Genomic DNA, 14,684 nt, shown 5'->3' on the forward strand with positions numbered 1-14,684 from the left:
GACCGGGCCCCGCCGCCCGACGACCGGGGTCACACGGGCTCCTCCCAGGGGTCGCGGTCACGGCGGACCTCCCAGCGACGGGTCACGCCGATCTCGTGCAGGAACACCGGGTCGTGGCTCGCCACCAGCAGCGCGCCCCGGTACCCGGCCAGCGCCTCGGTGAGCCGCAGCCTGCTGTCGAGGTCCAGGTGGTTGGTGGGCTCGTCCAGGACGAGCAGCCGGGGCGGCCGCTCGGCCAGCAGCACCCGGGCCAGCGCCACCCGGAACCGCTCCCCGCCGGAGAGCCCGCCGACCCGCTGGTCGACCCGTTCACCGCGCAGGAGGAACCGGGCCAGCCCGGCCCGGATCCGCTGCGGGTCGGTGCCGGGCGCCGCGTCGCGCACGTTGTCGAGCACGCTGCGGTCGTCGTCCAGCACGTCCAGCCGCTGCGGCAGGTAGCCGACCCGGTCCACCACGTGGACGACCTCCGCCCGGGGGTGCTCCCCCAGGCCGACGACGGCCCGCAGCAGCGTGGTCTTGCCCGCCCCGTTGGGGCCGGTCAGCGCCACCCGCTCGGGGCCGCGCAGCACCAGCCGCCGGTCCCCGCCGGTGCGCAGCTCCAGCACGTCCTGCCCGGCCGGGACCTCGGTGCCGGGCAGGTCGACGCGGATGACGGCGTCGTCGCGGACGGCCGCCTCGGCCCGGACCAGGTCCTCCCCGGCCTCGGCCAGTTTCTCCTCGTGCATGATGCGGTGCTTGCCCGCGGCCACCTGCGCCTCGCGTTTGCGCTGGTTCATGATGACCTTGGGTTCGCGCTTGGTCTCGGTCTTCTTGTTCCCGAACCGCACCCGCCGGGCCAGCTTGACGTGGGCCTCGGCGAGCTGGCGCTTCTCCCGGCGCAGGTCGGCCTCGGCGGCGCGGACCATCCGCCGGGCGGCCTCCTGCTCCGCGGCGAGTTGCTCGGTGTAGTCCGTGTAGTTACCGCCCCAGGTGCGCAGGTCCCCCTCCCGCAGCTCGGCGATCCGGTCGACGTGTTCCAGCAGTTCGCGGTCGTGGTCGGCGACCACGAGCACGCCGGGCCAGGAGTCGACGGCGGCGAACAGCCGCTCCCGGGCCCGCCGGTCGAGGTTGTCGGTGGGCTCGTCGAGCAGGGTGACGGCGGGGCGGCGCAGCGCGATCCCGGCCAGCCCGACCAGGACGGCCTCGCCACCGGAGAGGGTGCCGACGGTCCGGTCCAGCGGGTCGGGACCGTCGAGGTCGACGCCGAACCGGGTGAGCCGGGCCAGCGCGCGCTCCTCGATGTCCCAGTCGGTGCCGATGGTGTCGAAGCGCGCCGGGTCGGTGTCCCCCCGCTCCACGGCGCGCAGGGCGGCGCGGACCGGCTCGATGCCCAGCAGCCCGGCGACGGTGCGCCCGGTGTCCAGGGTGATCCGCTGGTCGAGGTACCCGATGTCGCCGTCCACGGCGAGGGTGCCCGAGGCGGGGGTGAGCCGCCCGGCGATGAGGCGCAGCAGTGTGGACTTGCCGCTGCCGTTGCGGCCGATCAGCCCGGTGCGGCCGGGGCCGAAGCAGGCGTCCAGGCCGGAGAAGACGGACGCGCCGTCGGGCCAGGCGAACGTCAGGCCGGTGGCGATGACGGTGTGGGACATGTGGACCTCCCGGAGGTGGGGTGCGGGAAACGGACGGCGGAACGCGACACGCGTGCGACGAGGCCCATCGGGATCCCTCCTCCTTCGAAAGGTCATTGGCGCAGCCACTTTTGCGACCACTGTTGCATTAAGGATGATGACACACAGGACGATCAAATGCAACTACAGTTGCATTATGACCTCGACCCCGGAACCTCCCGGCAGCGCCCGCCCGGGCGGGCGCACCGCGCGCAACACCGCCGCCGTCCTGCGGGCCACCCTCGACGAACTGGGCGAACTGGGCTACGCGGGACTGACCGTCGACCGCGTCGCCGCCCGCTCGGGGGTGCACAAGGCCACCGTCTACCGCCGCTGGGGCGGGGTGGACGGGCTGCTGGCCGCCGCCCTGGAGTGGTCGGCCGGCGAACACGGCTGGACGCCCACCCGCACCGGCACCCTCGAAGGCGACCTGCTGGCCCTGGCCGAGGACGTGCGCCACGGCTTCACCGACGCCCCGGAGGGAGCGGTGGCAGCCGCCTCGATCGCCGCCGCCATCGCCTCGCCGCGGGCCGCCGAGGCGCTGCGGGCCTTCATGGCCGACCGCCACGAACGCTCCGCGGTCGTGGTCGCCGAGGCCGTCGACCGCGGTGAGGTGCCCGAGGGCACCGACGCGGTGGAGGTCGTCCGGGCCGCCGTCGCCCCCGTCTACCACCGGCTCCTCGTGGGCCGCGAACCCGTCGCCGACGCCGACCTGCGCCGCGCCGCTCGCATCGCCGCCGACGCCGCCCGCGCCGGCGCCTTCGTCACCCCCGACCGCCCCTGCCCGGGCGCCGCCGGGCCCTGACCACCGCCGAACGTCCGCTCGGAAACCGGCCCCCTCGGGCGCCGACCGCCGAGAAGCGGTCCCGGCCGACGCCGCCCCGCCGCATGCCGAGCGCCGACGCATGCCGAGCGCCACCGTATGCCGATCACCGCCGCACACCGATCGCCGGGGAACGCCCCCGGCCGGGAGCACGGCCTCGCCCATCGATCCCCGCTCGTGGGGACTCGGCGGGGAAAGGGGACTCGGCGGGGAAAAGCCGGGCACCGCGGGCGCGGGAGGGGCCGGACCCGTCCTTGCACGGGCCCGGCGCCTCCCGGACCCGCGGGCCCGGGCGCCACCCTCAGGGGATCCGATCGGGGTCGACCGGGCGGCCCGCGATGTAGGTGCGGCGCACCACGCGGTCGTCGGCCAGCACCGCCAGGGCGAACACCACGTCCGCCACCGACTCCGCGCGGGCCGTGCGGCGGGCCAGCAGCGGGGTCGCCCGCGGGTCGAGCACCACCAGGTCGGCCTCCATGCCGGGGGCGAGTGTGCCCACGTGCCGGTCGATGTCCAGCGCCCGGGCGTTGCCGAGCGTGGCCAGGTACAGCGACCGCAGCGGGTCCAGGTCGCGCCCGCGCAACTGGGCGACCTTGTACGCCTCCCCCATCGTGGCCGGCAGCGAGAAGGTCGTGCCCGCGCCCACGTCCGTGCCCAGGCCCACGTGCACGGGGCGCTCGGCGGCCTTGGCCTCGTGCAGCGGGAACAGCCCGCTGCCCAGGAACGTGTTGGAGGTCGGGCAGTGCGCGAGCGCCGTCCCGGTGTCGTGGCACAGCCCGAAGTCCTCCTCCCCCAGGTGCACCGCGTGCGCGTACACGGCCCGCCGCCCGGTCAGCCCGTGGTGGTGGTACACGTCCAGGTAGCCCTTGCGGTCGGGGAACAGCTCCGCCACCCAGCGGACCTCGTCGGCGTTCTCCGCCACGTGGCTGTGGACGTGCACGTCCGGGAACTCCCGCCACAGCTCCCCGGCCAGCCGTAGCTGCTCGGGGCTGCTGGTGGGCGCGAACCGCGGCGTGATCGCGTACCCGGCGCGGCCGCGGCCGTGCCAGGCGCGGATGAGGTCGCGCGATTCCTCGTACCCGCGGCGCGGGTCGTCCAGCAGGTCGGCGGGGGCGTTGCGGTCCATCAGCACCTTGCCCGCGATGATCCGCATGTCGACGGCGGCCGCGGCGGTGAACAGCGCGTCCACCGAGTGCCGGTGCACGGTGGCGAAGGTGAGAGCGGTGGTGGTGCCGTTGCGCACCAGCTCGGCCACGAACGCCGCGGCCAGGTCGGCGGCGACGGCCGGGTCGGCCAGCGCCCGTTCGGCGGGGAAGGTGTGGTCGTTGAGCCAGTCGATGAGCCTGCCGCCGTGGGAGGCGATCATCCCGGTCTGGGCGTAGTGGACGTGCGCGTCGATGAACCCGGGGCCGACCAGGCAGCCGGGGTGGTGGTCCACCCGGGTCCCGGCGGGCAGGCCCGGGGCAAGGTCGGCGGCGCGCCCGACCGCGGTGATGCGCCCCTCGCGCATCACCACCACCCCGTCGGGCACGTGGACGAAGCATTCCTCCGGCTCGGCGGTGAAGGGGTCGCCGGTGAAGTACGCCAGGTCGCCGCGCACGGCGCTCGTCCCGGCGGCGCTCGCGTCGGAGGCGCCCCTCCCGGAGGTACTCGTCCCGGAGCCGGTCGCCCCGGCGGCGTTCGCGTCAGCGGCGCTCCTCCCGGAGGCGCTCGTTCCGGAGCCGGTCGCCCCGGCGGTGGTCCCGTCGGTGGTGGTCGCGTCGGTGGTGGTCATCGTTCCTCGGTGGCGTCGGTGGCGCCCTGCTGGAGCGCGAGCCAGACCCGGTCCCGGGCCAGCGGCAGCCGGGTGAACCGGTGCCCGGTCGCATCGCGCAGGGCGTTGGCCAGGGCGGGGGCCACGGGGTTGAAGGGGCTTTCGCTCATGGACTTGGCGCCCAGCGGGCCGAGGGCGTCCTCGGTCTCGGCGAACCGCACCTCCAGCGGGGGCACGTCCGCGTAGGCGGGGATGTGGTACTTGCGGAACGCGGTGGACTCCACCTCCCCGAGCGCGTCCAGGCGCACGTTCTCGTACATGGCGGCGCCCAGCGCCTGGGCGAACCCGCCCTCGACCTGCCCCCGGCACTGGTTCGGGTTCATCACCCGCCCGGCGTCGGCGGCGTGCAGGGCGCGCAGGATCCGCACCTCCCCGGTGTCGGGGTCGACGGCCACCCGGAACCACTGGCCGTTGAAGGCCACCGACCGCGGGGTGCCCGCCCAGTGGCCGTGCGCGGCCACCCCGCCCCCGCCGTCGCGGGCCAGGTCGTGCAGCAGGGTCAGCGACACCGACGTGTCGCCGCCCCGCACCCGGTCGGGTTCCAGCACGCACGCCCCGGGGTCGGCGCCCAGGTGGCGGGCAGCCTCCTCCAGCAGGCGTTCACGCAGGGCGGTGGCGGCGCGGTGCACGGCCTTGCCCGCCACGACCGTCCCGGTGGAGCCGAACGCGCCGGTGTCGTGGCCGACCACGTCGGTGTCGGACTGGCGCACCACGATCCGGTCGGCGGTGGTGCCCAGCACCGTGGCGGCGATCTGCCGGTGCACGGTGGTGGTGCCGTTGCCGAACTCGGCGGTGCCCACGGCCAGGTCGTAGCGGCCGTCGGGCAGCAGGGCGAGGTCCGCGTCGGCGAAGTGGCCGCGGGGCGGCACGGTGTCGATCATGCACACGGCCAGGCCGTCGCCGACCAGCCAGCCGGGCGGCGGCTCCTCACCGCGGGCGCCGGGGTCGGCGCGCGCCTCGCGGAGGGCGGCCAGCAGCTGGTCGAGCCCGTAGCTGCCGTACTCGACGTCGTCCTCGTCCTCGTGCAGCGCCGCCATCGGATCGCCGGGGCGGATCACGTTGCGTTCGCGCAGGTCGACGGGGTCCATGTCGAGCATGCGGGCGATCTCGTCCATGACCTGTTCGACGGCGAACACGGTCTGGCTCAGCCCGTACCCGCGGAACGCGCCCGCCGGCACCGTGTTGGTGTACACGGCGTAGGAGTCGATCCTCTTGTTGGGGCAGCGGTAGATCGCCACGCACTCGCCGCTGCCGTGGAACATCACGCCGGGGCCGTGGTTGCCGTAGGCGCCGGTGTTCGACAGCAGCCGCATCTGGATCGCGGTGAGCGTGCCGTCCCGGCGCGCCCCGATCTTCACCCGCACGGACATCGGGTGGCGGGTGGAGGTGCCGGTGAACTGCTCGGTGCGGGTCAATTCGATCTGGGCGGGACGGCCGGTGCGCATCGCCGCCAGTGCGGCGATGTCCTCCACCATCATCTCCTGCTTGCCGCCGAATCCGCCGCCCACACGCTCGGCGTGCACACGAACGTTCTCCCGGGGCAGGTCGAACAGCGAGGCCAGGGCGTCGCGGGTGAGGAAGGGCACCTGGGTGCTGGAGCGCACGGTGAGGCGGCGCTCGTCGGCGTCCCACCAGGCGATGGCGCAGTGGGTCTCCAGGTGGGCGTGCTGGACCCGCTGGGTGTGGAACTCCTCCTCGTACACCACGTCGGCCTCGGCGAACCCGGCCTCGACGTCGCCGATGTCCCCGTGCGCCTCGGCGACGAGGTTGCGGCGGGGGTCGGCGATCCGGGATTCGGGCCCCTTGTCGTGGATGACGGGGGCGCCGGGGGCCAGCGCCTCCTCGGGGGTGTACACGGCGGGCAGCGGCTCGTAGTCGACCTCGATGAGGCCCAGGGCGCGGTCGGCGATCCGTTCGCTGTCGGCGACCACGGCGGCGATCCGCTGGCCCTTGTAGCGCACCACGTCGTCGAGGAGCCGCAGGTCGTCGGGGTCGTCGCGGTGGTCCTCGTGGCGGGCGGTGGAGTAGAGCCGGTCGGGGGCGTCGGCGTGGGTGAGGACGGCGTGCACCCCGGGCAGGGCCGCGGCGGCCGCGGTGTCGATGCGGGTGATCCGGGCGTGGGAGTGCGGGGAGCGCAGCAGCCGGATGTACACCCGGTCCTCGACGTCCACGTCGAGCGTGTACCGGACCTCGCCGGTGACGACGCCCAGGGTGGCGGGCGCGGGCAGGCTGCGCCCGGCCTCGTCCCCCGCCGCGGACTCCTCGATGTTGCGGACGCCCTCGACGGCGTCGCGGACGGCCCGGTAGCCGGTGCAGCGGCACAGGTTGCCCTTGAGGGAGCGGGGCAGGTCGGCGCGGCGCTCCTCGTCCAGGGCGGCGGTGGTCATGATCATCCCGGCGGTGCAGAACCCGCACTGGAACCCCTGGGCCTGGAGGAACGCCCGCTGTGCCGGGTGCAAGTCGCCCTCGGTGGCGAGCCCGGCGAGCGTGGTGACCTCCCTGCCCAGGGCGCGCGCCGCCGGGTACAGGCAGCTGTGCACGGGGGCGCCGTCCACGTGGACGGTGCAGGCGCCGCAGTCGCCTGCGTCGCAGCCCTTCTTGACGTCGAACCGGCCGAGTTCGCGCAGGAAAGTGCGCAGGCACTGGCCCGGCTGCGGCCGGTTGGGGTACTCCTTGCCGTTGACCTGGTAGTTCACAGCGTGCCTCCGTCGGGGGCGGGGCCGCCGCCGGGCCCGGTAGTGGGCCCGGTGGCGAGTTCGGCGCGGATCCGCTCGGCGAGCAGGTGGGTGACGTGGCGGCGCCAGCGGGGGTCGCCGTGCATGTCGTCGAAGTAGTCGTCGGGGGCGAGCCGCCCGGACAGCGCGGCGTCCAGCTCCGCGGCCGCGGGGACGGCGGGGAAGGCGAACCGGACGGGGCGGGGGGTGGACGCGGTGACGGTGAGCACGAAGCCCCCGTCCCCGGGGTCCCGGGTGCCGATGAGCAGGGCGCCGGAGCGCCCGTGCGGGGTGAGGGAGACCTGCCGGAACGCGGTGCGGCGGCGCAGCGCCCGGTAGGGGACGCGGACGGCGCGCAGCACCTCCCCGGGGGCCAGGGCCTTCTCCCCCGCGCCGGTGACGAACTCGTGGACGGGGACGAGGCGCTCGGGCCCCCGGTCGGGTGCGGGCCGGAGCACGCAGACGCCGTCCAGGGCTGCGGTCAGGGAGATCATCGGCCCGGCGGGCAGCGCGTTGCAGAGGTTGCCGCCGACGGTCGCCTCGTTCCAGATCTTGAACGAGGCGAGGAACGCGTGGCAGCACTGCCCGACCAGCGGGAACGCCGCCCACGACGGGTCGGGCTCCAGTTCGCGCAGCCGGGCGACGGTGCAGGTCGCGGCGATCTCCAGGTGGTCGTCGCGGCGGACCAGCGCGGGCCAGTCCAGGGCGGTGAGGTCGAGCAGCCGGGTGATGTGCGGCTGGGGTTCGGAGAACAGGTAGGTGCCGCCGGCCAGCCAGGCGTCGCCGGGCCGCCACGCGGTCTCGGAGGCCGGCCGGACCTCGTCGATGGAAGTGAGGTCCATCGCGCTCCCTCCGGTCCCTGGGGGGACACGATCGGCGAAGTGGGGGGTGGGCGTTCCGGGTCCGCGAGGAATCCCGGAACGCCCTGCGTCCGCCGTGGAAAAATCACGGCCGATTCATTGAAACAAGCATTCCTCATCACGGTCGAGTGGTCGTTCGCACGGAATCGGAAAGGCCTCTCGCCCCGCCCACTGTACGATCGACCAGCCCACCGATCCGTGTGTTTAACCTTGTGGATACCAACAGGAAACAGCACTGTGGCTCGCATTCACGAGCTCACCGCCCGGAGTCGTCCGGGCCGTGGAACACCCGAGGAGGAACCGTGATCGTCCGGGATCTGGTGGAGGACCGGGAATTGGGAATCGCCGTGAAATGGGCCCCGGATTCCTTTCTCGACAACGAGATCACGGGGGTGGTCACCACCGATCTGGCCGACCCCTCCCCGTACCTGGAACCGGGCGGGGTCCTGCTGACCGGCCTGGTGTGGTGGCGGCGGGGCGACCCGGACACCGCCATGGCCGACTACGCCGACCGCCTGGTGCGGTCGGGGATCTCCGCGCTGCTGGCGGGCGAGGCCGCCCACGGGCCGACCCCCGAGGCGCTGGTGGCGGCCTGCCGGGACCGCGGGCTGGCGCTGCTGGCGGTGCCCCGGTCCACCGGTTTCCACACGGTGAGCGCCTTCGTGCACCGGACGCTGGCCGAGAGCGAACCGGGCGCGCGGCCGCTGGGGGCGCGCGAGCGGCGGACGCTGACGGCGCTGGTCTCCGAGGGGGCGGGCACGGCGGCCCTGCTCGACGGGGTGCGGACCGCGCTGGCCGCCTCCTACTGCGAGATCGCCACCGACGCGGGCCGCACGACCGCTTCGGGCGTCCCGGACCCGGGCGCGCTGCGGGCGGTGCGGCCGGTGCCGGTCCCGGGGTCGTCACCGGTGGACACCTGGTGGCTGCGGGTGGTCTCCGACCGGCCCGTCCCGCCGCGGGCGCTGGCCGAGGCCGCGGGGATCGTCTCCCTGGAACGCGCCCGGGTGGAGGCGGGCCGGGAGGGCGCCCGCCGGGCCGCGGACCGGCTGGCCGAACTCCTGCACCGGCCCTGGGCCGACCGTGCGGCGGTGGAGTCGGCTCTGGCCGCCTGCGGGCTGGCGGGCGCCCGGCCGCTCACCGTGGTCGCCGCCCGGATCCGCGGGGACCGCACGGGGGTCGAGTGGGCCCGGTCCGCCCTGGAGGAGGCGCTGCGCGCGGACGACCGCGAACCGGTGGTCGGCCGCACCCCCGACGGCCGGGCCGTGGCCGTGGTCCCGGGCGAGGCCGCCGAACTCCCGGAGGCGCTGCGCCGGACGTGGGCGCTCTTCGTCACGCTGCTGTCGGGCCGGGGCACCCCGTACGCGGGCGTCGGCGAACCCGTGGCCGACCCGGAGGAACTGGCGTCCTGCCTGGTCCGCGCCGGGTACGCGCTGGACGCAGCCGAAGCGGGTGCGGGCAGGGACGGCGTCCTGGCCGCCGCGGAGCTGCGCGGGCTGGCCGGGCTGGTCGCGGGGGTGGCCCCGGCGGTGCGGCGGGACTACCACCGCCGCGTCCTGGGCCCGGTGCTCGACCACGACGGCCGCACCGGCGGCGACCTGCTGCACACCCTGCGCGTGTTCCTGGACGAGAACGGGTCCTGGGTGCGCACGGCCCGGCTGCTGCACGTCCACGTGAACACGGTCCACTACCGGATCCCGCGCATCGAGACCCTGACCGGCCGCGACCTCTCCGACCTCGACCACCGCCTCGACCTGCGCGCCGCCCTCCTGTGCTCCTGATCCCCACCGGGCCCCGGTGGCGCGCAGTGCGGCCGGAGCGTGGCCGGAACGTGCCAGGGGATGAACCTTCGGCGGGGTCGGGGCGACCTAACCGTAGGGAACCTACCCCTGGAGTTGGTCTCGGTGGTGCTTTTCGTCCTGTTGGTGTGCGGTCTGGCCGCGGTGCCCCTGTACCTGCGCGTGTCCCGCAGACGCCCGGTGGTGGAGCGAACGGAGCTCGCACGGGGGCGCGCCGCCGCGCTGGTCGCCGAGCTGCACCGGCTCCGCGACCAGGTGCGGCGCGACATCGAGCTGGTCCGCGCCGACCACGCGCACGAGGAGGTCGCCGCGCTCCTGGAACCGGCCGAGCGGGCGATAGGCCGGGCCGACGGGGCGGAGCTGCGGTACGCGGAGCTGGCCGCCGCGCCCGCGGCGCCGGTGCGGACCGGGCGGCTGGTGTTCACCGCGCAGGCGTGGGAGCGGCTGGTCATCGAGCTGGAGAAGGCCGTCCCCGGGCTGCGCGCGCAGGAGGCCAGGCTGGGCGGGGTGGTCGCCCGGCTGGCCGCCCTGCCCGAGCGGGTGCGGGAGGTCGAGGCCCTGCTGGAGCGGGCCGAGGCCGACCGCCGGGAGGACGCGGGGTTCCGCACCGACGGCGAGGCGCGGGACCTCGCCGCAGCGGCCGAGCGCCTGCACGAGGTGCGCGGGTTCGTCGGGGAGCGCCGCCCGCTGGCCGCCGTCACGGCGCTGGACCCGCTGGCGGAGGACCTGGAGCTGACCCGGCGCGCCCTGGCCCGCCTGTCCGAGCGGCACGAACGCCTCGCCCGGCGCGCCGCCGGGCTGGACCGGGACCGGGACGACCTGGCGGACCGGGTCGCCGAGGCGCGGTCCGGGGTCGCACGGGTGGCCCGGGCGCATCCGGCGTCGGCCGAGGTGCGGGCCCGGCGGGCCCTGGAGCGGGGGCTGCGGGCGGTGGAGCGGTTCGACCGGCACCGTGAGGAAGTGGGCGGCGCGCTGGCCGCCCGGGACGTGCACGCGGGCGAGCGGGCGCTGGCCCGGGCCGAGGAGGCGCTGGCGCAGGCGCTCGACGCCCTGGCCGAGCCCACCCACCTGGTGGCGCGGCTGCGGGTGCTGAGCCGGTCCCTGCCCCGGGAGCGGGACGCCCTGGTGGAACGCTGCCGCGCGGTGGCGGCCCGGCTGGAGCGGCACCCGTCGCTGTCGGCGCTGGCCGAGCTGCCGCGGGAGGCCGGACGGCGGCTGCGCGGGCTCGACGTCCACGGCGAGTGCCCCGAGTGGCTGGTCTACGAGGAGCGGCTGTCCGAGAGCTCCGCCCTGGTGGACCTGGCGGAGCGGACCGCGGACCGGACCGCGGACCGGACTCCGGGGCGGCGGTGGGACGGGGCCTGACCGGGCGCCACGGCCCCGGTTCGACCCCGGTCCGGCCCGGTTCGGCCACCGGCCGCGCGGCGGGCGCGGCATACGCACGGAATCGCCGGGACGAGGGGGCGCGCCGCGGCGGCCCCGCTCCGTTGGATACTGAGAGCGCGCCCTGCCCGGGCACCGGAGAACGACGAGGGGACCGCCATGGGGGATGCCGGCATCGACCTGTCGCTGATCGGCGACCTGTACCGCAAGTACCGGGATCCGCTGGCGGAGGTGAGGAAGGCCCAGCGCGAGTTCCTGTGGGAGACCCAGGGGAAGCTGACCCCGCAGCTGGACGACCTCGAAGCCGAGATCACCTACCTGCTGCTGCGCGAGACCCGGCCCGAGACGGTCATGGAGCTGGGCACCTTCCACGGCTGGTCCACCACCTGGATCCTGTCGGCGCTGCGCGACAACGGGACCGGGAGCCTGCACTCCTTCGACATCGTCGACAACGTGCTCTCCAACGTCCCGGCGGCCCTGTCCGAGGGGCGCTGGCACTTCCACCGGGGCGACGTGCGCAAGAACCTCGGCGAGGTCCCCGAGGACATCGGCTACCTGTTCGTGGACGCCGCCCACAACGCCCGGTTCGCGCGCTGGTACCTGGCCGAGCTGTTCCCGCGGGTCGCCCCGGGCACCCCGGTCAGCGTCCACGACGTGTTCCACGGCAGGCGGGCGGTGCCCCTGTCGGAGGGCGCGGTCGTGCTGGCGTGGCTGCGCCGGAAGGCCACGGAGTACCTGACCGTCTCCCGCAAGCGGGCGCCCGCCCCGTACACGGCGCTGCTGGAACTGCGCGAGGACCTGGGGCTGGGCGAGCCGGTGCGGGACAGCACCCGCAACCCGATGATCTTCTTCCGCATGCCCGAACGCTGAACCCCGGATACGGGAACGCCCGCACCGCGACGGCGGCGCGGGCGTTCGGCCGTCCTCAGAGCGCGGCGGCCTGCCGGGCCAGGTCGGTGACCCGGCCCCAGTCCCCGGCGGCGACCGCGTCGGCCGGGGTCAGCCAGCTGCCGCCCACACAGCCCACGTTGGGCAGCGCCAGGTAGTCCGGCGCGGAGGCCGGCGTGATGCCCCCGGTCGGGCAGAAGCGGACCTGCGGCAGCGGCCCCGACAGGGACTTGAGGAACGCGGCGCCGCCCGCGGCCTCGGCAGGGAAGAACTTCAGCTCCGAAATGCCGCGCTCCAGCAGCGCCAGCGCCTCCGACACCGTGGACACGCCGGGCAGGAACGGCAGCCCGGTGTCGGTCATGGCGGCGGCCAGGGTGGCGGTGCTGCCGGGGCTGACCAGGAACCGGGCGCCCGCCTTGGCGGCGGCCGCGGCCTGGTCGGGGGTGGTCACGGTGCCCGCGCCCACCACGGCCTCGGGGACCTCGGCGGCGATCCGCTCGATGGCGTCGAGCGCGGCGGGGGTGCGCAGCGTCACCTCGATGCCGGGCAGGCCGCCCGCCACCAGGGCTCGGGCCAGCGGCACGGCCGCCCCGGCGTCGTGCAGGACGACCACCGGCATCACCGGGGCCAGGTCGAGGATGTCGCCGCCGGTGCGGGGCGTCGTCGTCATGGGGAGGTTCTCCTGTTCGATCGCGTTCAGTGGCCGAAGACCCCGGCACCGGCCTCGGCGGGGCCGACGGCCGCGCGCAGGGCGCCGAACAGCTCCCGGCCGGTACCCGTGGAGGAGTCCACGCTGGGCTCGGCGGGCTCGCGTCCGGCCAGGTCGGCGAGCACCTCCAGTGTGCCCGCGCGGGCGTCCAGGCGGACGAGGTCGCCGTCGCGGACGTAGGCGAGCGGGCCGCCGGCCTCGGCCTCGGGGGACACGTGGATGGCGGCGGGCACCTTGCCCGAGGCGCCCGACATGCGGCCGTCGGTCACCAGGGCGACCTTCTGGCCGCGGTCCTGGAGCACGGCCAGCGGCGGGGTGAGCTTGTGCAGTTCGGGCATGCCGTTGGCCCGCGGGCCCTGGAAGCGGACCACCGCGACGAAGTCGCCGGTCAGCTCGCCTGCGGTGAAGGCGGCCTGGAGTTCGGCCTGGTCGGCGAAGACCCGGGCGGGCGCCTCCACCACGTGCCGGGACGGGTCGACCGCCGACACCTTGATGACAGCGCGGCCCAGGTTGCCGTGGAGCATCCGCAGGCCGCCGTCGGGGGCGAAGGGGTCGTCGGCGCCGCGCAGCACCGAGGTGTCGCCGCTCTCCTTGGGGCCGTCCACCCAGCTCAGGACGCCGTCGTTGAGCTCCGGGACCTGGCGGTAGGCGCTCAGCCCGCGGCCCATGACGGTGCGCACGTCCTCGTGCAGCAGCCCGGCGTCGAGCAGGGAGCCGATGAGGTAGGCCATGCCGCCCGCCTCGTGGAAGGCGTTCACGTCGGCGGCGCCGTTGGGGTACATGCGGGTGAGCAGCGGCACGACCTCCGACAGGGCGGCGAAGTCGTCCCAGGTCAGCTCGATGCCCGCGGCGCGGGCGATCGCCACCAGGTGCAGGGTGTGGTTGGTGGAGCCGCCGGTGGCCAGCAGGGCGACCACGGCGTTCACGATCGCGCGCTCGTCGACCTGCTCGCCCAGCGGCACCGGGGTCTCGCCCAGGGCGGTGTTGGCCAGCACCCGGCGGCCGACCTCGGCGGTGAGCGCCTCGCGCATCTCCGTGCCCGGCTGCTCGAAGCTGGCCCCGGGCAGGTGCAGGCCCATGACCTCCATGAGCATCTGGTTGGAGTTGGCGGTGCCGTAGAACGTGCAGGTGCCCGGCGAGTGGTAGGCGGCCGACTCGGCCTGGAGGAGCTCGCGGCGGTCGGCCTTGCCCTCGGCGAAGCGCTGGCGCACCCGCGCCTTGTCCTTGTTGGGCAGGCCCGAGGGCATCGGGCCGGCCGGGACGAACGCCACCGGCAGGTGGCCGAACGCCAGGGAGCCGATGAGCAGGCCCGGCACGATCTTGTCGCAGACGCCCAGCATGAGGGCGCCGTCGAACATGTCGTGGGAGAGCGCCACGGCGGTGGCCATCGCGATGACGTCCCGGCTGAACAGGGACAGCTCCATCCCCGCCCGGCCCTGGGTGACGCCGTCGCACATGGCGGGCACCCCGCCCGCGAACTGGGCGACGCCGCCCGCCGCGCCGACGGCGGCCTTGATGATCGCCGGGTAGGACTCCAGCGGCTGGTGCGCCGAGAGCATGTCGTTGTAGGAGGAGACGATCGCCAGGTTCGGGGTGACGTCCCCGGCCAGGGCGAGCTTGTCCGAGACCCCGCAGGCGGCGAACCCGTGGGCGAGGTTGGCGCAGCCCAAGGCCGTGCGGGCGGGCCGGGCCGGGTCCGCGGCGGAGCGGATCTTGTCCAGGTAGGCGGCGCGGGAGGCCGCGCTGCGTTCGGCGAGGGCGCGGGTGACCTCGGCGACGACGGGGTGGACGGCGGGGATGTGCGCGGTCATCGGGGTTGCTCCTCTTCGTACCACGTGCGGCCGGTGCGGCCGATGAGCCGGTCGGCGCCCGCGGGGCCGGCGCTCCCGGCCGGATAGGTCTCGGGGACGAGGTCCAGGTCGGCCCAGGCGGCGATCACGGGATCCGTCCAGCGCCAGGCCGCCTCGACCTCGTCGCGGCGCATGAACAGGGTGGAGTCTCCGGCCAGCACGTCCATGAGCAGCCGCTCGTACGCCTCGGGCGAGCGGGTGG

Annotated in this window: 10 protein-coding genes and 1 pseudogene; 4 read left to right on the plus strand and 7 right to left on the minus strand. The window is 75.3% G+C overall.

Features of this window, described 5'->3' with window-relative positions; genetic code table 11:
- Positions 1-29 precede the first annotated feature (29 nt).
- A complete protein-coding gene (locus tag ACJOT3_RS23545; RefSeq protein ID WP_406975273.1) occupies positions 30-1,628 on the minus strand; it encodes an ABC-F family ATP-binding cassette domain-containing protein in 1,599 nt (532 codons plus the stop codon).
- Positions 1,629-1,803: 175 nt separating this feature from the next.
- On the opposite strand from ACJOT3_RS23545, the gene ACJOT3_RS23550 reads away from it, so the two are divergent.
- On the plus strand, positions 1,804-2,451 hold the full coding sequence (locus tag ACJOT3_RS23550; protein WP_406975274.1) for a TetR/AcrR family transcriptional regulator: 648 nt from the start codon (positions 1,804-1,806) through the stop codon (positions 2,449-2,451).
- 319 nt (positions 2,452-2,770) lie between these two features.
- Here the strand turns inward: ACJOT3_RS23550 and guaD are convergent, their stop codons facing one another.
- Genes guaD through ACJOT3_RS23565 form a run of 3 tightly spaced genes read right to left on the minus strand, consistent with a single transcriptional unit; the run spans position 2,771 to position 7,838 of the window.
- On the minus strand, positions 2,771-4,243 hold the full coding sequence (gene guaD, locus ACJOT3_RS23555) for a guanine deaminase (protein ID WP_406975275.1): 1,473 nt from the start codon (positions 4,241-4,243) through the stop codon (positions 2,771-2,773).
- Positions 4,240-6,978 (minus strand): molybdopterin-dependent oxidoreductase, encoded by a 2,739-nt coding sequence (locus ACJOT3_RS23560; protein ID WP_406975276.1) that lies wholly within the window; start codon positions 6,976-6,978, stop codon positions 4,240-4,242. Before ACJOT3_RS23560 ends, guaD begins: the two co-directional genes overlap by 4 nt.
- Positions 6,975-7,838: an FAD binding domain-containing protein gene (locus ACJOT3_RS23565; protein ID WP_406975277.1), complete on the minus strand. Its 864-nt coding sequence runs from the start codon at positions 7,836-7,838 to the stop codon at positions 6,975-6,977. The genes ACJOT3_RS23560 and ACJOT3_RS23565 overlap by 4 nt, the downstream gene beginning before the upstream one ends.
- A gap of 320 nt (positions 7,839-8,158) precedes the next feature.
- On the opposite strand from ACJOT3_RS23565, the gene ACJOT3_RS23570 reads away from it, so the two are divergent.
- The 3 genes from ACJOT3_RS23570 (at position 8,159) to ACJOT3_RS23580 (ending at position 11,905) form a co-directional block, all read left to right on the plus strand.
- Positions 8,159-9,634 carry a helix-turn-helix domain-containing protein gene (locus ACJOT3_RS23570; RefSeq protein ID WP_406975278.1) on the plus strand — a complete coding sequence of 492 codons (1,476 nt, stop codon included), beginning with the start codon at positions 8,159-8,161 and terminating at the stop codon, positions 9,632-9,634.
- A gap of 123 nt (positions 9,635-9,757) precedes the next feature.
- Entirely contained in the window at positions 9,758-11,017 is a 1,260-nt protein-coding gene (locus ACJOT3_RS23575) for a hypothetical protein (RefSeq protein WP_406975279.1), read from the plus strand.
- A 177-nt stretch (positions 11,018-11,194) separates the two neighbouring features.
- Entirely contained in the window at positions 11,195-11,905 is a 711-nt protein-coding gene (locus ACJOT3_RS23580; RefSeq protein ID WP_406975280.1) for a class I SAM-dependent methyltransferase, read from the plus strand.
- 55 nt (positions 11,906-11,960) lie between these two features.
- Here the strand turns inward: ACJOT3_RS23580 and eda are convergent, their stop codons facing one another.
- From eda to ACJOT3_RS23595, 3 genes and pseudogenes are all read right to left on the minus strand, one after another.
- On the minus strand, positions 11,961-12,593 hold the full coding sequence (eda, locus tag ACJOT3_RS23585; protein ID WP_406975281.1) for a bifunctional 4-hydroxy-2-oxoglutarate aldolase/2-dehydro-3-deoxy-phosphogluconate aldolase: 633 nt from the start codon (positions 12,591-12,593) through the stop codon (positions 11,961-11,963).
- Between the two features lie 26 nt (positions 12,594-12,619).
- Entirely contained in the window at positions 12,620-14,443 is a 1,824-nt protein-coding gene (edd, locus tag ACJOT3_RS23590) for a phosphogluconate dehydratase (RefSeq protein ID WP_406975282.1), read from the minus strand.
- Positions 14,440-14,684 (minus strand): annotated as a pseudogene (locus ACJOT3_RS23595) (glucose-6-phosphate dehydrogenase); the annotation flags it as partial. The gene edd and the pseudogene ACJOT3_RS23595, both read right to left, overlap by 4 nt.

This window comes from Nocardiopsis protaetiae, from assembly GCF_045446735.1.
GTDB classification, from domain to species: Bacteria; Actinomycetota; Actinomycetes; order Streptosporangiales; family Streptosporangiaceae; genus Nocardiopsis; species Nocardiopsis protaetiae.

Bases quoted from the DNA above. Each gene is read 5' to 3' on its own strand.
- ACJOT3_RS23545 (WP_406975273.1), bottom strand. From the start codon at position 1,628: ATGTCCCACACCGTCATCGCCACCGGCCTGACGTTCGCCTGGCCCGAC.
- ACJOT3_RS23550 (WP_406975274.1), top strand. From the start codon at position 1,804: ATGACCTCGACCCCGGAACCTCCCGGCAGCGCCCGCCCGGGCGGGCGC.
- guaD (WP_406975275.1), bottom strand. From the start codon at position 4,243: ATGACCACCACCGACGCGACCACCACCGACGGGACCACCGCCGGGGCG.
- ACJOT3_RS23565 (WP_406975277.1), bottom strand. From the start codon at position 7,838: ATGGACCTCACTTCCATCGACGAGGTCCGGCCGGCCTCCGAGACCGCG.
- ACJOT3_RS23580 (WP_406975280.1), top strand. From the start codon at position 11,195: ATGGGGGATGCCGGCATCGACCTGTCGCTGATCGGCGACCTGTACCGC.
- eda (WP_406975281.1), bottom strand. From the start codon at position 12,593: ATGACGACGACGCCCCGCACCGGCGGCGACATCCTCGACCTGGCCCCG.
- edd (WP_406975282.1), bottom strand. From the start codon at position 14,443: ATGACCGCGCACATCCCCGCCGTCCACCCCGTCGTCGCCGAGGTCACC.